Source organism: Martelella endophytica (assembly GCF_000960975.1).
In the GTDB taxonomy this organism is placed as follows: domain Bacteria; phylum Pseudomonadota; class Alphaproteobacteria; order Rhizobiales; family Rhizobiaceae; genus Martelella; species Martelella endophytica.
Genome location: NZ_CP010803.1, coordinates 2,568,141 through 2,587,480, shown reverse-complemented (window position 1 = coordinate 2,587,480; position 19,340 = coordinate 2,568,141). Strand labels below are relative to the sequence as shown.

General features: G+C 61.0%; 13 protein-coding genes and 1 pseudogene. 3 read left to right on the top strand and 11 right to left on the bottom strand.

Annotation, left to right across the window (positions count from 1 at the left end):
• Positions 1–4 precede the first annotated feature (4 nt).
• The 4 genes from TM49_RS11740 to TM49_RS11725 form a co-directional block, all read right to left on the bottom strand.
• Entirely contained in the window at positions 5–1,084 is a 1,080-nt protein-coding gene (locus TM49_RS11740; protein WP_045681455.1) for an ABC transporter ATP-binding protein, read from the bottom strand.
• A 24-nt stretch (positions 1,085–1,108) separates the two neighbouring features.
• Positions 1,109–1,972 (bottom strand): carbohydrate ABC transporter permease, encoded by an 864-nt coding sequence (locus tag TM49_RS11735; RefSeq protein WP_052699820.1) that lies wholly within the window; start codon positions 1,970–1,972, stop codon positions 1,109–1,111.
• The gene (locus TM49_RS11730) at positions 1,962–2,915 is read right to left on the bottom strand and encodes a carbohydrate ABC transporter permease (protein ID WP_045681454.1); all 954 of its coding nucleotides are present in this window, start codon (positions 2,913–2,915) and stop codon (positions 1,962–1,964) included. The genes TM49_RS11735 and TM49_RS11730 overlap by 11 nt, the downstream gene beginning before the upstream one ends.
• Positions 2,916–3,025: 110 nt before the next feature.
• Positions 3,026–4,540, bottom strand: coding sequence for an ABC transporter substrate-binding protein (locus TM49_RS11725; RefSeq protein ID WP_045685161.1), 1,515 nt, complete (start codon positions 4,538–4,540; stop codon positions 3,026–3,028).
• A gap of 279 nt (positions 4,541–4,819) precedes the next feature.
• On the opposite strand from TM49_RS11725, the gene TM49_RS11720 reads away from it, so the two are divergent.
• Positions 4,820–5,731, top strand: coding sequence for a LysR family transcriptional regulator (locus tag TM49_RS11720; RefSeq protein WP_045681453.1), 912 nt, complete (start codon positions 4,820–4,822; stop codon positions 5,729–5,731).
• 17 nt (positions 5,732–5,748) lie between these two features.
• Here the strand turns inward: TM49_RS11720 and TM49_RS11715 are convergent, their stop codons facing one another.
• Positions 5,749–7,287, bottom strand: coding sequence for a sulfatase family protein (locus tag TM49_RS11715; RefSeq protein ID WP_045681452.1), 1,539 nt, complete (start codon positions 7,285–7,287; stop codon positions 5,749–5,751).
• Positions 7,288–7,562: 275 nt separating this feature from the next.
• Between TM49_RS11715 and TM49_RS11710 the strand changes: the two genes are divergently transcribed.
• Positions 7,563–8,735 (top strand): TIGR03032 family protein, encoded by a 1,173-nt coding sequence (locus tag TM49_RS11710; protein ID WP_045681451.1) that lies wholly within the window; start codon positions 7,563–7,565, stop codon positions 8,733–8,735.
• A 61-nt stretch (positions 8,736–8,796) separates the two neighbouring features.
• Here TM49_RS11710 and TM49_RS11705 read toward each other — a convergent pair whose 3' ends face one another.
• Both TM49_RS11705 and TM49_RS22645 read right to left on the bottom strand, forming a co-directional pair.
• Positions 8,797–10,275, bottom strand: coding sequence for an NAD-dependent succinate-semialdehyde dehydrogenase (locus TM49_RS11705; RefSeq protein ID WP_045681450.1), 1,479 nt, complete (start codon positions 10,273–10,275; stop codon positions 8,797–8,799).
• 215 nt (positions 10,276–10,490) lie between these two features.
• The gene (locus TM49_RS22645) at positions 10,491–14,612 is read right to left on the bottom strand and encodes a PAS domain-containing protein (RefSeq protein WP_052699818.1); all 4,122 of its coding nucleotides are present in this window, start codon (positions 14,610–14,612) and stop codon (positions 10,491–10,493) included.
• 318 nt (positions 14,613–14,930) lie between these two features.
• On the opposite strand from TM49_RS22645, the gene TM49_RS11695 reads away from it, so the two are divergent.
• Entirely contained in the window at positions 14,931–15,740 is an 810-nt protein-coding gene (locus TM49_RS11695) for an autotransporter outer membrane beta-barrel domain-containing protein (RefSeq protein WP_144409545.1), read from the top strand.
• 41 nt (positions 15,741–15,781) lie between these two features.
• Here TM49_RS11695 and istB read toward each other — a convergent pair whose 3' ends face one another.
• From istB to TM49_RS11675, 4 genes and pseudogenes are all read right to left on the bottom strand, one after another.
• Positions 15,782–16,516, bottom strand: a complete 735-nt coding sequence (istB, locus tag TM49_RS11690) for an IS21-like element helper ATPase IstB (RefSeq protein WP_045681447.1) — start codon at positions 16,514–16,516, stop codon at positions 15,782–15,784.
• Positions 16,413–18,019, bottom strand: a pseudogene (istA, locus tag TM49_RS11685) (IS21 family transposase). The gene istB and the pseudogene istA overlap by 104 nt, the downstream one beginning before the upstream one ends.
• Before the next feature lie 111 nt (positions 18,020–18,130).
• The gene (locus TM49_RS11680) at positions 18,131–18,667 is read right to left on the bottom strand and encodes a hypothetical protein (RefSeq protein ID WP_144409544.1); all 537 of its coding nucleotides are present in this window, start codon (positions 18,665–18,667) and stop codon (positions 18,131–18,133) included.
• A gap of 47 nt (positions 18,668–18,714) precedes the next feature.
• Positions 18,715–19,242, bottom strand: coding sequence for a plasmid mobilization protein (locus tag TM49_RS11675; protein WP_144409543.1), 528 nt, complete (start codon positions 19,240–19,242; stop codon positions 18,715–18,717).
• Positions 19,243–19,340: the final 98 nt, after the last annotated feature.

Here is a 19,340-nt window from a genome sequence, read left to right as displayed (position 1 = left end):
TGGATCAGGCGGGAATGGGTGCGAGGCCGCTGAGCGCCTTGCCATCACCGTCGAACACATGGGTCTTCCCGGAAAGGGCGAGGCCGATCGTCGCGCCCTCCGGCGTATTGCTGCCGCCATCGACGCGCACCACCAGCTCCTGATCCCAGGCGGTGCGGATATAGACGAATTCGGCATCGCCGAGACGCTCGACGACGCTCACCGTGCCGTCGAAATTGCCGGCGCCGGGCGCGACCAATCTGATCTGGTCGGCCCGGACGCCCAGCACGGCCGCCTGGGAGGCATTGGCTCCGGAAAGAGCCACGGCGCTGCCGTCCTTGAGGCGGAAGGCACCTCCGCCCCCCGCCTCAAGGTCGAGAAAGTTCATCTTCGGCGAGCCGATGAAGCCGGCAACGAAAAGGTTCTGCGGGTTCTCATAGAGCTCCATCGGAGCGCCGATCTGCTCGACTCGGCCCTTGCGCAGCACCACGATCTTGTCGGCAAGCGTCATCGCCTCGACCTGGTCGTGGGTCACGTAGATCATCGTCGAGCCGGCGAGTTGCTGGTGCAGCTTGGCAATCTCCAGCCTCGTCGCCACGCGCAGCTCGGCGTCGAGGTTCGAAAGCGGTTCATCGAACAGGAAGACCTGCGGATGGCGCACGATGGCACGGCCGATGGCGACGCGCTGGCGCTGGCCGCCGGAAAGCTGTTTCGGCTTGCGGTCGAGCAGCTCCTCGATCTGCAGGATCCGCGCCGCCTCGTTCACGCGTTTGGCGACTTCGGCCTTGGGTGTGCCGTTCATCCTGAGGCCGAAGCCCATGTTCTGGTCGACCGTCATGTGCGGATAGAGCGCATAGGTCTGGAACACCATGGCGACGCCGCGGTTCGACGGATCGACATTGTTGACCCGCTGGCCGTGGATATGGAGGTCGCCGCCGGAGATTTCCTCCAGGCCTGCGATCATCCGGAGAAGGGTCGACTTGCCGCAGCCGGACGGGCCGACGAAGACGACGAACTCGCCCTTTTCGATTTCGATGTCGACGCCGTGGATGACTTCGACGCTGCCATAGGCTTTCTTGATATTCTTGAGACTGACGCCAGTCATGCTTGGTCTCCGAATTGAGCGCGCTCAGCCCTTCACCGCGCCGGCGAGGCCGTCGATGAAGTAGCGCTGCAGGAACAGGAACAGGATCACCACCGGAAGGATGGAGATGGTCGAGGCCGCCGTCATGCCGCCCCAGTCGATGAAGTTCTCGCCACGGAAGGCATAGACACCGACCGAGAGCGTGCGGATAGCGGGATTGGCAAGGGTGACCACCAATGGCAGCAGGAAGTCGTTCCAGGCATAGAGCGTCTGCATGACGATCACGGTCACGACGATCGGCTTGGAAAGCGGCAGCATCACGTACCAGAAGGTCTTGATGAAGCTGACGCCATCCATCTTGGCAGCCTCTTCGAGCTCGTTCGGGATCTGGCTGAAATAGCCGGCGAACAGCAGCACGAAGATGACGAATGAACCGCCGCAGGTGGCAAGCATCACGCCCCAGAGCGACTGACCGATGCCAAGCCGGGTCAGAAGATCGAACACCGGGATGATGGTGTAGCCCTGCGGCACGAAGATGGTGAAGGCGATCAGCGCGAACACCAGCCGGCGTCCGACGAAACGTCGTCGCCCGAGCACATAGCCCATCATCGACGACGAGATCGTCACGATGACCACCGAACCGACGGTAACGAAGACGGTGTTGAAGAAGTAGGCGCCGATATGCGCTTCCTTCCACGCCCTGAGATAATTCGCGATCGTCGGCTTGCTCGGGATCAGCCCCTCATTGGCGAAGATCGCGGCATTGTCCTTGAGCGAGGCCGAGACCATCCACAACAGCGGATAGATCCAGAAGCAGCAGATCGCGGCCAGAATGATCGAGATGACGATGCGGCGGGCGCGGGGCGATATCATCGGCTGCCGGATAGCGGCGCTTTCATCACGCGGCATTGGTACGCTCCCGGTTGCGCAGATGGCGTACGGCGAAGATCTGCAACAGTGTCAGGCCCATGATGGAAAGGCCGAAGAACACGCCGGCGGCACTGGCATAGCCAAGCCGCGGTATGGCGCCGGCGGTGGCGAAGGCATAGCGGAAGATGTAGACCTCCATCACTTCCGAGGCGAAATAGGGCCCACCCTGGGTCATCGACTGGATCAGCGGAAAGACATTGAGCGCGCTGATGGCCGAGATGAGCGCGATGACGATCGCGAACGGCATGATCATCGGCATCACCACGTAGAGCGTCACCTGCCAGCCCTTGACGCCGTCAAGCTTGCAGGCTTCGTAGAGCTCGGCGGGCACGGTCTGCAGTGCTGCAAGCCAGTAGACCATGGTGACGCCAACCCACTTCCAGACGTAGATCGCGGCGAGCGTCCACAGCACCAGCTTGGGATCGCCGAGGAAATCAAGCGGACGGGCGAGCAGCCTGAGGTCGAGCAGGCCCATGTTGATCGGCCCGTTGAACGGCGACAGCATGATCGTCATCACGATGCCGATGACGGCAACCGGGGTGACGACCGGCAGGAAGATCAGCGTGCGGAACAGCGCGGAGAGCTTCAGGAGCTTGTTGTTGAGGATGATCGCGAAGATCAGCGACACGAACATCTGCGCCGGCACAGTGCTGAGCGTGAAGATGAAGGAGCGCTTGAAGGCGTTCCAGAAGAAACTGTCCTGCAAAAGCTCGGCATAGTTCGCGAGACCGACGAATTTCGCGTTCGCGTCGAAACCAGACCAGTTGAGCAGCGAAAAATATTCGGAGGCGAAGATCGGGTAGAGAATGAACGCCCCGAAAATCAGCATGCCGGGAACAAGGAAAAGATAGTCGGTTCGGCTCGCCCATATGCGCGCACCAAGGCGCTGCGACGGACTTCCTGACAGGTTGGTGTCGGCCATTGAAGCACTCTTTTTTCAAAGCAGGCCCACCCTTTGGGCAGACCCATTTTATGGCTTTTGTGGTCGATGCCGGGCGGCGCTAGACCCGCCCGGCACAAGATAGAGGGTTATCAGAGCTGCTCGTAGTCGGCGGCGACATAATCCTTGGACGGATCCCAGTTCGGGAACACCAGATCGTCGCGGCTGACATTTGCACCATTGCTCTTGGCGGTCTCGAACGCCGCATCGAGCGCCTTGTTGGTGGCGGAGACCAGCTTGGTCAGCTCACCCTTGATATCCGTGGTCTGCCCGGTGAACAGGCCCTGGATGGTCTGCGGCGCGTTCGGGGTCGGCTCCTGATAGATGCTGGCGACGGCCGCCAGCTCCGGATTGCGCGCGAAAGGATTCGGCGCGATGCGGATGCCGTTCTGGAACATCTGCAGCGCCTTCTTCGAACGATCCGACATGGTGGACTGCTCGACCGCCGCCGGGAAGATCGGCGGGTCGGATGCGCCAACGACATTGCCCCAGGCGATCTGCCCTTCCTCGGTCCCGAGGTAATGGAACATGTCCGCAGCAACGGAAGCGTTCTTCGATTTCGAATAGATGAACATCGTGTTCGACGTCGATGCCAGCGATCCGACGAACAGCGGGCTGCCGGAGCCGGGCGGCGGAGCAACGCCGAAGTCGAAGTTCGGGCTTTCGCGCTCCCATTGCGGAATGTTCCACGGTCCCTGCAGAATGATGCCAGCCGCGCCCTGTGGCGTCATCGCACGCGCCTGCGGCGCGTTGAGGCTCATGACGCCGGGGAAGATCGAGCCATCGGCCTTCATCGCCAGAAGGAGTTCGATCGCGCCGACGATCTCATCCGCATCGAAGACGATTTCGCCGGTGCGGAAATCCATGCCGTTGCCGATGGAGGTATCACCGCAGGCAAGGCCGTTCGACTGGGCCAGCGTGCGGGTGATGTCCCACCAGCGATTGACCTGGTTGCCGCCGAGGATGAAGCCGAAGGCCCGGCCGGCGTTCATCTCGGTCACCTTGTTGGCGGCCTCGCGGAACGTATCCCAGGTCAGTGGCGTCGCTTCCGGATCGAAACCGGCATCGTTGAGGTATTTCTTGTTGTAGAGCGTCATCGCCGAAGTGACGCGAGCCGAAGTATAGGGCAAGCCATAGGTCTTGCCGTCGAAGACGTTGAGACCCTCGAGGAAAGCGCCATCCGGGAAGCCCTTCTTCCAGGTTTCGATATCCGGAATCAGGTCGTCGTAGGGCTGCACCCAGCCTTCGTTGACGGCATAGGCCGGCGGCATGTTGAGCGGCAGGTTGAACACATCCTGCGCATTGCCGTTACGGATACCAAGCGGCAGGACCTGGTTGATCTCGTTCCAGGGCAGGCCGTCATAGACGACTTCGATATCGCGCGCCTTGGCATATTCGGGGAAGAACGCCTTGTAGAAGGTCGCCTTCTGGTCGCCGCTGTCGAGCCAGCGGAATGGGCCATCGGCGCTGAAATCGCCGATCGGTGCGGGAATATCGAATTGCTGCGCAAAGGCGCGGCCGGCGCCTGTGACCGCGAAGGCGGCTAGAGCAGACGCGCCCGCCAGAAAATGGCGGCGGCTGACCGAGGTGACAATTTTCCGGGTCATGTTTCCTCCCTGTGGCGGCTGCGACATCGCAGCCCGATCTCCATCAATTTATCGTGCGAACCGTGTTTGATCAGGAATGGGCTTTTGTCATTTTGGCGACGAAAGCGGAAAATGATACCCCGCAAGACATCACCGGGCGCAGCCAGCATTCCATGTCACGATTTCCTCCGGATGCCGCGATCTCCCTTGCCGCTGGCACCCCACTCGATGGGGATAGCAATTGAAGTTATCGAAAACAAATGCCATTCTTCGCAGGAGCGATAATGGAATTTGATACCTATGCTGGACCGAATGAGCCTGCTTTTCCGCTTCCGTGCCATTGCCGAGGCGGGCAGTGTGCGCAAGGCTTCCGAAATACTGAATGTCACCCAGCCGGCGCTGTCGCGCTCCCTTGCCCAGCTCGAGGACTTCTACGACCGGCAGCTTCTGGAGCGCCACGCCCGTGGTGTGCGCCCGACCCCTTTCGGCGAGAAGATGCTGTCGACGATCGCCCGGCTGTCGCGCGACTGGGAGTTGGCGGAGGCGGAGCTTGCAGGCAGCGATCCGGGCGCCGAAGGGCAGTTGCGCATCCACGCCGGACCGCTCTGGTCATCGGTCGTGCTGCCCTCAGTGACGTCGAAGCTGCACGAACGCTTTCCCAACCTGACCGTGGAAATGGCGCCGAGCACGGCTGGCTCGACGCAGGCGCTGATCGACGGACATATCGATGTCTCCTTCGGTGGGCTTTATGCGCCCGAAAGAGACCATCCGAACCTTGCCGCGCAAGCCTTCAGCCGCATCTGCGACAGGCTGGTTGCACGCGCCGGGCATCCGATCCACAACTGCGCGGCGGACGACTATGAGGCGGTTCACCGCTACCCCTGGATCATCTACTCCGCCGACCCGGTCTACGAGGCCGAAACGCTGCATGCGGTGATGGAACGGACCGGACGGCTGCCGCAGATCAGGGTGCGTTCAAGCTCGCTTCTGGCCATCTTCAGGCTGCTTCAGGACGGCGATTACCTCTGCATCCTGCCGGATGCTGCCGCGCTCGGCATTCCCGGCCGGCCGATCCTGACGGTCGATATCGAACTCGGCCGGCGCAACTCCGATACCGGCGCCACCTATCGCAAGGCAATCAGCCACTATCCGCCGCTTCAGGAACTGATGCGACTGTGTGCAGCGTATTTCGAGGATATGGAAAATCCTTGAGGTGTTGTCGGCCGCCCTCACGCCCCGGCGATGCGGGGCATGCGCGTCGGTTCGGATTTCATTACGCCCTGCACCATGGCAAGCAGCATACGGGTCTTCAACGTGGCCGCCTCGGGCTCGTTCCAGAGATTGTTGATCTCGCCCGGATCGTTGACGAGATCGAAGAGCTCGCCGAAATCGCCCTGGCGATAGACGGTGACCTTGGCATCCTTCTCGATATAGGTCTCGGCATGCGGCATCACCGGATTGTGACGGTTTTCGCAGATGGCGAAGTCGCGCGCGGCCTCACCGCCCTGCCAATTGTCCCATTGCGAAACGCCCTGCATTTCTCCCGGAACGGCCAGCCCCGCCGCATCGAGAAAAGTCGGCGCCAGATCGACAAGGCTCTGGATATCTTCAGAAACGACGCCCGCCGGCACCTTGCCCGGCATGCGGACGATCATCGGGATGCGCAGCATGTCCTCGTAGTGGAAGGGTCCCTTGGCGACGAGACCGTGCTGGCCGAGGAAATGACCGTGATCGGTGGTGAACACCAGAAGCGTGTTTTCCGTGAGCCCCAGTTCGTCCAGCGTATCGAGAATGCGGCCGATCTCGGCATCAAGGAAGCTCATCATGCCGAAATAGGTCGCCTTGTCCTTCTTCAGTTCATCGACCGGATAGACATGGCTCTCGCAGCCATGCGCCTGATAGGGCAGGTGCCAGGCCGAAAAATCCGGATTTTCCTGCTGGGTCATGGCGAAGTGCGGCGGGTTTCTGTCGTGCTCGCCCGGTGTCACCTGATCGACATCCATGGCGTCAGGATCGTACATCGAGGCCCAGGGCTCGCTGACGGTGTAGGGCGGATGCGGATCGTGGAAGCTTGCCCACAGAAAGAACGGCTTCTCGTCACCGGCATGCGCCTTCAGATAGGCAGCGCTGCGCTCGCCCGTCCACGTGGTGTAATGCAGATCGGCGGGAAGCTTCCAGTGGCGCTCGGCGCGGGTGTAGCCGCCCTTCGGGCCAACCTTCGGCGCCTTGGCGGCGGCGTCGCCCGGCAGCGGCTGGAAATAGTCGCGCCAGTCGGGAAGCCCCTTCTCCTCCATCCAGATCGCATAATGCTGGCCCACATGGCTTTCATCGGCATGATTGCGAGCAAGCTCCAGATGCTCGAAACCGTACCAGACGCGGTTGAAGCCGCGCCAGAAATCGAGATCGCGCAGCACCGGCTGGCATTCGAGCGATTGCGAGCCGTCGGCCGTCGAAAGCGGCTGAAAATGTGCCTTGCCGACAAGCGCGGTGGAATAGCCGGCCGCCATCAGATGTGCGCCCAGCGTCGGCACGTCCTCCGGCAGCTTGACCCCGATGGTCCAGGCGCCGTGATGGGAGGGATACTGGCCGGTGATGATGCTCGCCCGCGACGGCGTGCAGACCGGAGACGGGCAATAGGCCCGCTCGAAGCGCGTGCCCTCGCCGCAGAGGCGATCGAGATTGGGGGTCTTGAGCTTGGGATCCTTCACGCCGAGCGCGTTGAAGTGCTGCTGATCGGTTGTGATCAGCACAATATTCGGGCTTTTCATTGATTTCCTCCGTCGCCGCAGGCCAGCATAACGAAAGCAGTGAGAAAGGAGGCGTCGAAAGGCAGCCCCACGCCATGCCGGAATTTTATCGCTTGGTCGGCCGAAGCGGACGGTCGACCAGCCCCTCCCTGATCGGACTTGTTGTCCGTCCTCGCGTCCAGAAAAGATGACAGACCTTTTCTGGTGTTCTACCAGACGAAGGCAGACCGTTTCCGCCGAATGCGTTAGCGGTTCTTGAGCAGCCGCAAACCCGATACCGATGAAGAGTGATTGACATGACCGAAGGCCAGAGCGACGCAACCGGCGCGGCCGACACCCCGACGGCGGACCAGCAGGCCACTGCGGATATCCCCGGCGCCACCGTCGATCCGGCCGTCCTGCAGACCAGCATCACCTGCTCGCGCGGCTTTCCGCAATGGCTCGCCATGCATGGCTGCTCGCTCGCCTTCACCTCCTACCAGACCGGACAGCTTTTCCTGGTCGGCGTGCTGCCGAACGGCGCGCTCTCGATCCACCAGCGCAACTTCGTGCGCGCCATGGGCCTGATCGGCGACGCCCAGCGGCTGCTGCTGGCAGGCCTCGCCCAGATATGGCGCTTCGAAAACGTGCTCGGGCCCAATGAACGGGCCAATGAGAGCTTCGACAAGCTCTACGTTCCGCGCCGGGGACAGACGGTGTCGGATCTCGATGTCCACGAACTGGGCGTCGATACGGCCGGCAGGCTGCTCTTCGTCAACACCAAATATTCCTGTCTTGCGACCGACAGCATCGCCCATTCCTTCAAGCCGGTCTGGCGGCCGCCCTATATTTCCAAGCTGGCGCCGGAGGATCGCTGCCACCTTAACGGGCTTGCCATGGAAAACGGCGTGCCCCGCTTCGTCACCTCGGTTTCCACCACCGACATCGTCGATGGCTGGCGCAACGAGCGCCGCGACGGCGGCGTCATCGTCGATATCGAGACCGATGAAATCGTCGCCGAGGGCCTGTCGATGCCGCATTCGCCGCGGCTCTACAAAGGCGCGCTGTGGTTCCTCGATTCGGGCAACGGTTATCTCACCCGGCTGGATCTTCAGAGCAAGCAGCGCGAACAGGTGGCCTTCTGCCCGGGCTTCCTGCGCGGCCTCTCCTTCCACGACGGCCATGCCTTCGTCGGCCTGTCGCTTGCCCGCCGCGAGGGTGTGTTTTCGGGCCTCAACCTGCAGGACGAACTGGAAAAGCGGCGTGCGGATGCCTGGTGCGGCCTGCAGATCATCAACACGGCCAATGGAGACATCGTCGAATGGCTGCGGCTCGAAGGCGGTATCAAGGAACTCTTCGACGTGCGCGTGCTTCCCGGCGTGCGCTGCCCGATGGCGCTGCCGACCTTCGGCCCGGAACTCGCAAGCTTCATCACCATCGAAGCGCCCGACCAGCCGCTCACCGAACGCGGCTGGCACCCGGCGGGATAGACGGAAAGTGCGCCCGCTTAACGCGGGTGCCCCTCAAACCCTCCAGGCTTTCGCCAGCAGCCTAGACACTCAGGCAGAGATATTTGATCTCCAGATAGTCTTCGATGCCGTATTTGGAGCCCTCGCGCCCCTGGCCAGACTGCTTGATGCCGCCGAAGGGCGCGACCTCGGTCGAAATCAGGCCGGTATTGATGCCGACCATGCCGTATTCCAGCGCTTCGGCAACCCGGAACACCTTCGACATGTCCTTGGCATAGAAATAGGAGGCGAGCCCGAATTCGGTGTTGTTGGCCATCGCGATCACGTCTTCTTCCGTCTCGAAACGGAACAGCGGCGCGACCGGTCCGAAGGTCTCCTCGCGGGCGACCTTCATCTCGCTGGTCACGCCGGTCAGCACGGTCGGCTGGAAGAATAGGCCACCCTTCTCGTCCGGCTTGCCGCCGAGCAATATCCTCGCACCCGAGGAAACGGCGTCGGCGATGTGCTCCTCGACCTTTTCGAGCGCCTTTTCGGTGATCAGCGGGCCGGCTTTGACGCCCTCCTCGAAGCCGTCGCCGACCTTGAGTTCGGCAACCTTTTCGGAGAGCTTGCGCGCGAATTCGTCATAGACGCCGGCCTGGACATAGAGCCGGTTGGCGCAGACACAGGTCTGGCCGTTGTTGCGATATTTCGAGACCATCGCCCCTTCGACCGCCGCATCGAGATCGGCATCATCAAAGACAATGAACGGCGCATTGCCACCGAGTTCCAGCCCGAGCTTCATGATCTGGTCGGCGCCCTGACGCATCAGGATCCTGCCGACATTGGTCGAGCCGGTGAAGGTGAGTTTTCGGACCTTGTCGTTTTCGGTGAACTCCTTGCCGATCGAGGCGGAATCGGACGATGTGACGACGCTGAAGACGCCCGCCGGAAGGCCGGCGCGCTCCGCAAGCAGTGCCAGAGCCAGGGCGGAGAGCGGCGTTTCGGAGGCAGGCTTCGAGATCATCGCGCAGCCGGCAGCGATCGCGGGCGCGAACTTGCGGGCAAGCATGGCGTTGGGGAAGTTCCAGGGCGTGATCGCGCCGACGACACCGACCGGCTGCTTGATGACGATGATCCGCTTGTCGGCCTGGTGACCGGGGATTGTATCGCCATAGATGCGTTTCGCCTCCTCGCCGAACCATTCGACATAGGAGGCACCATAGAGGATTTCACCCTTGGCTTCGGCCAGCGGCTTGCCCATTTCCATCGTCAGGATGGCGGCAAGGTCATCGGCGTTCTTGACCATCAGGTCATAGAGGCGGCGCAGGATCGCAGCGCGCTCCTTACCCGTCTTCGCGGCCCATGTCTTCTGCGCGGTATAGGCAGCGTCAATCGCACGGGCGGTCTCGGCGCGGCCCAGGTCGGGCAGCGTCGCAATCACGTCGCCATTCGCAGGATTGGTGACCTCGAAGGTGGCGCTCCCCGCGCTCGCGCCAACCCATTCGCCGGCGATCAGCGCCTTCTCGGTGACAAGGGAGGGGTCTTTCAGTCGCGACAGGAGTTTTTCTGAGATAGCCATGGTTCAAACTTCCGATGCGCATATGCGCCATATGGTTTCAAAAGGTCGGCTGCCGTCCGTCAAAGCCAGCGCCGACGATCGGCGCCGGAGGACGGCGGGCCTGAAATAGACCCTGCCTCCGAAAAAGGTGCAAGCCCGCATGGGCGTACCTGTTGCAAAATTCCAAGAGGGGCGATCTGGTTCCTGAAAAACGGCGCGCCAAGCAAGACGCCGGATCAGTCGCCAAAAGATATGTTGCCGGCGGGCTCCGGGAGGTGAAAGGCGTAGCCCTGCGCCAGATCGACGCCCATTTCGCTCAGCCGTCCGGCGATGCACTCGTCGGAAACGCACTCGGCAACGGTCCTGATCTGCAGCACCCGCGCCATTTCGACGAAGCAACGGATCGTCGCTTCATCGACCGGGTGGCTTGCTATAAGCCCCTGCGAGAACTGACCGTCGATCTTCAGGAAATCGATGGAGAAGCGTTTGAGATAGCTGAAGGACGAGGCACCGGCGCCGAAATCATCGAGCGCGATCAACACGCCCCGCGACCGCATTGCGCCGATGAAATCCATGGCTTCGGCCATGTTCGAGATCACGGCGGTTTCGGTGATCTCGATGCACAGGCTTTTCTCCATACCTGCCCCGACAGTGTCGATGAGCCCGAGGGCAAACTTGTGGAAGGCGCGATCGCCGATCGACTGGCCGGAAAGGTTGACGGAAACGATGTCCCCCTCCCCGGCGCCGGCCTTCCGCATCCAGGCAAGGGCGCGGGAAAAGACCCAGCGGTCGATGCGCGGCGCGAGATTGAAGCGCTCGGCTGCCGGCAGGAAGGCGTCCGGTCCGATGATCCCACCGTCTGCACCGAGCATGCGCAACAGAAGCTCGACATGCGTCCTTTCGGTTTCCCCCGAGAAGGGAACGATCTTCTGGGCATAGAGGACAAAACCGTCCTCGCGCAGCGCCTGCTCGATGCGCGAAACCCAGCCGGTTTCGCCGAGCCTTGCCTGGATGGCCTCGTCCTTTTCCTTCCAGACGTGGACCCGGTTGCGGCCCTCTTCCTTGGCCGCATAACAGGCAGCGTCCGCGGCCTGCAGCACGGAGGCGACGCTCGGCGCCGATCCGTTGATGCCGACAAGGCCGACGCTGGCGCCGATACTGTACTGACGACCGTCGTGGACGAGCCGGAAACCGCCGACCTCGTCGCAAATCGTCTGGGCGATGTGAAGGGCGATTTCCGATGTGCAGTTTTCAACGATCACCGCAAACTCGTCGCCGCCGAGCCGCGCCAGCGTGTCGGTGGAACGGACAATGCCCAGCATGATCTGGCTGACCTTTCGCAGCAGCTCGTCGCCGACGGAATGGCCGCAGCTGTCGTTGACGATCTTGAACCGGTCGAGATCGATGTAGAGAAGCACCGATTCCGGTCCGCGGGCATGGGCGCGCTCGAAGAGCTTATGCAGGCGCCGTTCGAATTCGGAGCGGTTGATCAGCCCCGTCAACTGGTCGTGGCTCGCCCGATAGGACATTTCGCGCGAAAGCCGCCTCTGTTCGCTGACATCGTGGAAGACGAGAACGGCGCCGAGCACGGTCCCGTCGCCGCCCCTGATCGGCGCGCAGGAATCCTCGATCGCGAACTCCGTGCCGCTCTGCGAGATCAGAACCGTATCTTCCGGCAAGCCGACGATCTGCTTGAGCTCAAGACAGGTGCTGATGGGATCGAGCGCCCGTTCGCGGGTCTCTTCATGGATGATGTGAAAGACCTCATCCGATGGCCGCCCCTCGGCATCTTCTGCGGCCCAGCCGGTCATCTGTTCGGCAATCGGGTTCAGCCAGCGCACACGGCCGCCGGCATCCGTGGTGATCACCGCGTCGCCAATGGATGTCAGGGTCACCTGCATCAACTCGTGCTGCTCGGCGAGCGCAAGCGCCATCTCTCGCTCATCCGTGACATCCCAGGCGGCACCGACGAGCCGTGGCGATCCCCCGTCCGTGCCGTGAACAAGGCGGGCCGAGACGTGCAGATGATGGATGGACCCATCCGACCAGATGATCCGGTACTCTTCTTCCATGGGCTCGGTTCCATCGACGGCGCGCCAGACGGCGGCGGCGACGCGTTCGATGTCGTCTGGATGGGTATATTCGCGCCAGAGCTCCCGCAGCGGCCTGTCGGTGTCTTCAGACAGACCGTACAGGCGATACATCCACGCATCCCAGCGCACCACTTCGCCTTCAAGCTCGACCTCCCATATGCCGATGCCACCATTATCGGCGGCAATCGCCATACGCTGGCCCATCAGCAGACGTTCCTCCTCCTCGCGTTTCTGGCGGGTGATGTCGGTGTGGGTGCCGATCATACGCAAAGGCCGGCCTTCCTCATCCCGCGCCACCACCTCGCCGCGGTCGAGAATCCAGATCCAGCGTCCATCCTTGTGACGCATGCGGAACTGTTCCTCGAAGAACGGTTCCTCGCCGCGGATATGCGCGGCATCGGCCTTCAGCGCGCGCGCGCGATCGTCGGGATGAAGAAAGTCCTGCCACCGGTCGCCATCATCGGACAGTTCCTCGGGCGTGTAGCCGAGAAGCGCGCACCAGATGTCTGAATAGATAGTCTTTCCGGTCGTCAGGTCGGCATCCCAGACACCGATACGGCCGTTTTCGGTGGCAATCGTGAAGCGGTTGTTGATCGCCTCAATCGCGGTCCGCTGGGCGACCTTCTCGTCGATGTTCTGAAAGGCCCCGATGAGCCGCACCGCCCGGCCGTCTTCGAACTGCGCCGATCCGAATGCACGGATCCAGATCAGCGCCCCTTTGGCGGTGACAAGCTGCAATTCGAGATCAAAGCCCTTGCCAGTCGCAATGCACTCCTCGACAGCCGCCTGGACGACCGGCTGCGACTGCGGGGTGTAGAAACCGATGGCCTCCTCAAGGCTCGGCCGGAAACCGGGCTCCAGGCCATGAATGCGGCAGGTTTCATCGGACCAGTGAACGGTGCCCTCGACCAGGTCGAGCTCCCAGCCGCCCACGCCGGCAATCTGCCCGGTCCTGTCCAGGAATGCCTGGCTCTGGCGAAGCTGTTCCTCTTCCTCTTTCTTCTCGGAAATGTCCTGATGCGTGCCGAACATCCACTCGGGCGCGCCATCCGCATCGCGTGTCAGAACCCGACCACGACTTTCGACCCAGACCCAGTGGCCGTCCTTGTGTCGCATCCGGATTTCGGTCTCGTAAAAATCCGTGGCGCCGCTGAAATGCGCCTTGAGCCGCCTGTCGGCTTCGATCCAGTCATCGGGATGGGCAAGAGCGGTGAAGGTCGCGATCGTCACCGGTTCGAGTTCCGCCAGGGAATAGCCCAGCATGCGGGCCCACCGGGAATTCACCCTGTTTTGCCCGGAGGCGACATTCCATTCCCACGTCCCGGCACGGGTGCCCTCTATGATCTGTCCAAGCCGGCGCTCGGTTTCCTCAAGCTCCTTCTGAGCCTCGAGAATGTCCGAGATATCGCGAATGGTCTCGGTGGCTCCTTCGATATGGCCGTCTTTCGATACCACCGGGCCGATCGAAACGGAGACCGGGATGCGCCCGCCATCCTTGTGCTGTCGTTCGGTGCGGAAGGTGCGGGCCTTGCCGGGAGTATCCAGCCTCGCGACGGGCGACTGAGCGCGCGCGCGCTGATCCTCGGTGAGGATGATGCCGACGGAAGCACCCTTCGCTTCCCCGGCCGAATAACCGAACATGCGCTCGGCAGCGCTGTTCCACTGGGTGATCACCCCGTCCATATCCATCGTCAGAATGGCGTCTTCGCTATGCTGGAGAATGGAATGCGACTGGGCGGCGAGCGAAAGCAGCTCCCTCTCGTGCAGGGCCGCCCTGCGAACCTCAAGTGCCCTGACCGCAGCCTGCGCGAGGTTCCAGAGGATTTCCCTCTGATCGTCTGAAAGATGCCGCACCTGATGATCGATGACGCAGAGCGAACCGACATTCTCTCCGCCCGAAAGCGTCAACGGAACACCGGCGTAAAAGCGAATGTTGGCGTCGCCGGTGACGAACGGATTATTCGAAAAGCGCCTGTCCTTGGTGGCGTCGTTCACCTCCATAATGTCGTTGCCCTCGATCACGTGGGTGCAAAACGACAGGCGCCTTTCGGTTTCCTGCAGGTCTCCCAGGCCGACATTGGCCTTGAACCATTGCCGGTCCTTTTCGATCAGCGAAATCAGAGAGATCGGTGTGCCGCAGACAAGCGCGGCAGCCCTGGCGAGCGAATCGAATTCCGCTTCCGGCTCGGTGTCGACCACCTCCAGCCTTTCAAGCGCGGCAAGGCGTCGATGCTCGCGTTGTTGGTCTGTCAGGTTTGTGTTCAATTTTCTTTGCTCGTTGCTGGCGCGACCGAACCTAACGTATCACAATTTAGCGCAGCGTAATACCAGCGCGACAGCAAGAAGACGTGATCGCACGCCCCCCTTGCTCCCGGGATACCACCCGTCGGGCAATCACTTGGCGGCCAGCGATCGCCACACTCGCCACGGCCCCAAACAAAAGAATAGCCATGTTATATAGTAAATAAACCTGTAATATAATTACGAAATTTGGAATATTATTAAAATAATACTAGTTATATTGAAATATATAATCAGATAACCGATTGTCTGGCGGGTAACCTAAACTGAAGGTTATCGCAGATGCCCCCGTCACGCAGAAGAAGCGCCGGTGACCACGACAATTGCATTCATCATATCCAGTCCCGAGCTTATGCCCTGATCCTGGCTTCGGCCCTGAACGCGCTGTCGTGTGCCCCGTCCGCGCGGGCCGCCGACGCTGGCATGGTGCGGTCGCCACCGGCCATACCGGATCAAGGCACGCCGCACGCGACATCCCATGCGAGCCGCCAGTGGCCTGTCGGCGGTGATGATGCCGAAAAGGATGGCGCGGCCGATGGAACAAGCGCCTATGTTCCGCAACAGGACACCTATGATCTGTTCGACATGCCAGCGCCGCCGTCTCTCAAGCAGCGCTCCGGCAACCGGTACGAGGACGGAGAGGCCATCTCGACCTGGCCTGCGCCGAGTGCTGCCTGGGTGCGAACCGGAAAGCCGATCGACAATCCCGTTCGCCCTGGCAGCGATGGCAGGCAGAACATGACACCCGCCAATCTGAACGCGGGGCTCGATGGTATTTTCTTCGACAGTGACGCCGGGATCCTGATCGGCAGCTTCAGTACCCGCTATCAACCAGGCGATGCCAGGCTTTTCCCACCGCACGGCATCAGCAAGATCTACCCCGATGACTACCGTTTTGCCGGCACGCTGACCTGGTTCGGCGCCGCCGGCTTCTATCTCGACGCCCAGGCGGAGCTGAGCTGGACTGTCAACGACGTCGCGACGGATGTCAATCAGCGTTGTAATGGGACCCCATTTAGGCGTCCAAAAGGAACCCCTCCCTTGGGTTGCACTCGGCGATCAGCGCGCGCAGGCCCGGAGCCATCAATTTAGCGTAGAGGCTTGCGGGCGCGGGTTGTTTGGCTTCTTCGGCTTTAGCTTTGAGAACGGTTTCTGAAGCGCCAGGATTCGTTTCCGGTTTCGATGATCTCGCAGTGGTGCGTGAGCCGGTCGAGGAGCGCAGCGGTCATCTTTGCGTCGCCAAACACGGCTGGCCACTCGCCGAATGCAAGATTGGTGGTGACGATGATTGATGTGCGCTCGTAGAGCCTGCTGACCAGATGGAAGAGAAGCTGGCCACCAGCCTGGGCAAACGGAAGATACCCCAGTTCATCCATGATAACGAAGTCGAGTCTGGTGATGAAGTCGGCGAGCCGCCCTTGTTTGCCATTTCGTGCTTCTGTCTCGAGCTGATTGACGAGGTCGACAACATTGAAGAACCGTCCTCTTGCCCCGTTGCGGATCAGGGCGCGGGCAAGTGCGATCGACAAATGCGACTTTCCTGTTCCCGTTCCGCCGACCAGAACCAGGTTATGTTGCGGAGAGAGGAAGTCGCCTGTGGCGAGCTGGCGGACCAATCCTTCGTTGACCGGCGTATCCGAGAAGTCGAAGTCATCAATGTCCTTAGCCAGCGGCAACTTGGCGACGGTGAGCTGGTATTTGATGGAGCGCGCCTGCTTCTCGGCGATCTCAGACTGCAGCAGGTTACCCACGATGCGCGGCGGCTCATGCTGCCGCTTGATACCGGAGGCCATGATCTCGTCGTAGGCGCCACGCATACCGAACAGCTTCAGCGCACCCATCATGTCGAGGATTTGGGATCGTTCCATATCAGCTTGCCCTCCGGAGGCTATCGTAACGTGCGCAATCTGCCAGAGGCTCATGGGTCAGACGAAGGGCGTCGGGAATGGAGAGAATGGCGGGTGGCTGCGGATCACGATTGCGAGCCAGGATATTGATGATGATGGCGGCCGAGAACACGCCTTGATCGAGCGCTTCCTGGCAGGCCGCCTCGACAGCGGGAAGTCCGTCCAGCCCTACACATTCCAGGATCGACACCATCTGACGATCACCGTCAGCCATGGCCTTTAGCCGACGGCGCACCTTCTCCATGGCAGCCGGCAGAACCCAGTCATGGAAGGGCGCGCCGTTTCTGAGTGCTCCCGGCTTGCGGGTCAGGACCGGTACATAATGCCAGGGATTATAGATCGTCTCGCCGCGGCCGAAGCAGCGCTCATGCTGACCGATCTCGACGCCATCCTGGCGAATGACGATGTGCTCAGCGTATGCGTGGATCTCGGCCGGACGGCCCACAGCGGTCGACAGTACGGAATACTTGTTGTTGTCGAAGCGGACGAGGCAAGTCTTGCCGATCGCGGCCTGAACAGCAYGGAAGCCATCGAACTTGCCCGGGTATCCGATCAGATTGGATCGCTCTTCCTCGAAGACGTCCCAGACCGTGCGCTGTGGCTGATCGACATGTTTGTGGGCACGGGCGTAATTGATGCATTTGTCCAGCAGCCACCCGTTCAGCTCCCCATAGGACTTGAAGCGTAGTCTTGGTGTGAAGAAGCGCTCCCTGACCAGGTTAACCTGGTTCTCGACCTGTCCCTTCTCCCAGCCGGACGCCGGCGTACAGGCCACTGGCTCGACAAGGAAATGACTGCACATCTGTGAGACAAACGGCGGTTGTATTGCCTTTCCTTGCCGACAAAGACCGTCTCCACCGCGGTCTTCATGTTGTCATAGATCCCGCGCGTACAAGCCCCGCCGAAGAAGGCGAATGCCCGGTCATGGGCGTCGAAGACCATCTCCTGTGTCTCTCGCGGATAGGCCCTTACATACATCATCCGGCTGTGGCAGAGCCGGACATGCGCCACCTTGATGGTTGTCGTCACGCCGTTCAGCACGACAATCTCGTGGCTCCAGTCGAACTGGTAGGCCTCACCGGGTGCGTAATAGAGCGGCACATAGGCTTCTGTCGAAACAGAACCGCGCTCCTTAGACCATTTGCGGGCATAACGCCGGACGGCATCGTAGCCGCCTTCGTAACCTTGATCGCGCAGATCTTCATATATCCGGATGAGCGTCAGCCGTTCGCGCGACGGCTTGGCATCATTGGCGAGCAGTATTCCATCGAGCTGGTCCTGCCACGGTCCAAGCTTCGGGCGAGGCTGCGTCGTGCGCTCATAGGAGAACGCTGTCTCACCACCGCGCAGAACCTTCCGTACCACTTTACGCGAAATGCCCAATTCCCGGCAGATCGCTTTGATCGGCATGCCTTGCGTCAGGGCAAGCCGGCGTATCTTCGCAATTGTTTCCACAACAAGCATCCAAATAAAAAGCCTCCGAGATAAACCGGAGGCTGTTGTAACCCCTGTGCCAGAAGGGGTCCCTTTTGGAAGCCGATCACCCCTCTAACGGGGTCCTTATTCCACGCCTAATCACAGCCTGTCGGTCATTGCGAAATCGCGCTTTCGCAGCGGTGAAAGAGGATCTGCCCACCCGAAACGGCCATTGACCGTATCACGAAAGGAATCCCAAAGGCTGCGGCTGACTTTTCCGGGCGGATTGGCGTTATAGGCGCGCGGGCTACCATCTGCTTTCAAAACCGCCCGCGGCAGCATGATGTTCACCTCCAGTCGGCCGGTATGAGTGTGCGTGCCGACAAGCGAATGAAGGCAGGCCCTCTGCGGCAGCCCGGCATAGGCCACATGGAAGAAGAGGTTCAATGTCTGGCCAACCTGCATTCGCGAGGCGGCATCACCGGCATTGAATGCGACGACATCAATATCGCTGCGATCAAAGGACAGGGTCGCGACCGAATAGCGATGCTTGGTCTCCAAAAGCTGCATCGCAGCCAGCACGAGCCGCGGGTCACTGATCAGGACTTCCGGCGCAGGGTCGCGGAGAACAGAAAGGCGCTGCCCGTTCATGTCCTTGGTGACGCGCTGCGCGATCAGATACCGGATCGCTGCCATCAGGTTGGTCCGCAGATCCGCTCCGCTATGCGGCGACCATCCCAGGATCATCGGAACACCAAGCCGTCAACGACACGATCATAGGCACGCTCAAGTCGGAGAAGCGCCTGGAGCACTTCAGCATTCCCGCCGTTCCTGTCAATCACATCGACCAGATGGTCCTGCCGATCCCGGATACCTTGCAAGGTCTCGATAATCAGCAATCCCTGCCTGGCGCTGATCGGGCGGTCACTACGCCTCTGGCGGAGATAGGCTGAGATCGTCATTCCGGCAGCCTTTGCCTCCTTACGGATCTCCTCCCAACGACAATCTGTAATCCACACTTCCCTCTTTTTGCTCTTTTCCGCTTCAGCTTTCCTTGGGCGTCCAGCCATGATCTTATCCTTCACTTTCCGGTTCACAGGGAATTTTACCCCCGGCGTGCGAGGAGCATTGAATGAATCAAAAGTGCTCGATTTTTGTGAAAAAACAAAACGGAAAGAAGAGTCGCCTCGAGCATAATCCGACCGGAGCAAAGCGAGGATCGATAAGATTATGCGGCTAAAACAAATAGCTAAAGCGCCGATCTGATCCAATCAGACCGGCGCTTTAGCCACCGACGTCAGTTCGTTACGGATGCGGTGGTAACAAAATCCGCCTTTCATCCATCGGGGCAAATTGTTCGTGACTGCGC

Excerpts from the sequence above, each read along its gene's own strand:
- TM49_RS11740 (WP_045681455.1), bottom strand. The coding sequence starts at position 1,084 with ATGACTGGCGTCAGTCTCAAGAATATCAAGAAAGCCTATGGCAGCGTC.
- TM49_RS11735 (WP_052699820.1), bottom strand. The coding sequence starts at position 1,972 with ATGCCGCGTGATGAAAGCGCCGCTATCCGGCAGCCGATGATATCGCCC.
- TM49_RS11730 (WP_045681454.1), bottom strand. The coding sequence starts at position 2,915 with ATGGCCGACACCAACCTGTCAGGAAGTCCGTCGCAGCGCCTTGGTGCG.
- TM49_RS11725 (WP_045685161.1), bottom strand. The coding sequence starts at position 4,540 with ATGACCCGGAAAATTGTCACCTCGGTCAGCCGCCGCCATTTTCTGGCG.
- TM49_RS11720 (WP_045681453.1), top strand. The coding sequence starts at position 4,820 with ATGCTGGACCGAATGAGCCTGCTTTTCCGCTTCCGTGCCATTGCCGAG.
- TM49_RS11715 (WP_045681452.1), bottom strand. The coding sequence starts at position 7,287 with ATGAAAAGCCCGAATATTGTGCTGATCACAACCGATCAGCAGCACTTC.
- TM49_RS11710 (WP_045681451.1), top strand. The coding sequence starts at position 7,563 with ATGACCGAAGGCCAGAGCGACGCAACCGGCGCGGCCGACACCCCGACG.
- TM49_RS11705 (WP_045681450.1), bottom strand. The coding sequence starts at position 10,275 with ATGGCTATCTCAGAAAAACTCCTGTCGCGACTGAAAGACCCCTCCCTT.
- TM49_RS11695 (WP_144409545.1), top strand. The coding sequence starts at position 14,931 with ATGCCCCCGTCACGCAGAAGAAGCGCCGGTGACCACGACAATTGCATT.
- istB (WP_045681447.1), bottom strand. The coding sequence starts at position 16,516 with ATGGAACGATCCCAAATCCTCGACATGATGGGTGCGCTGAAGCTGTTC.
- TM49_RS11680 (WP_144409544.1), bottom strand. The coding sequence starts at position 18,667 with ATGGCAGCGATCCGGTATCTGATCGCGCAGCGCGTCACCAAGGACATG.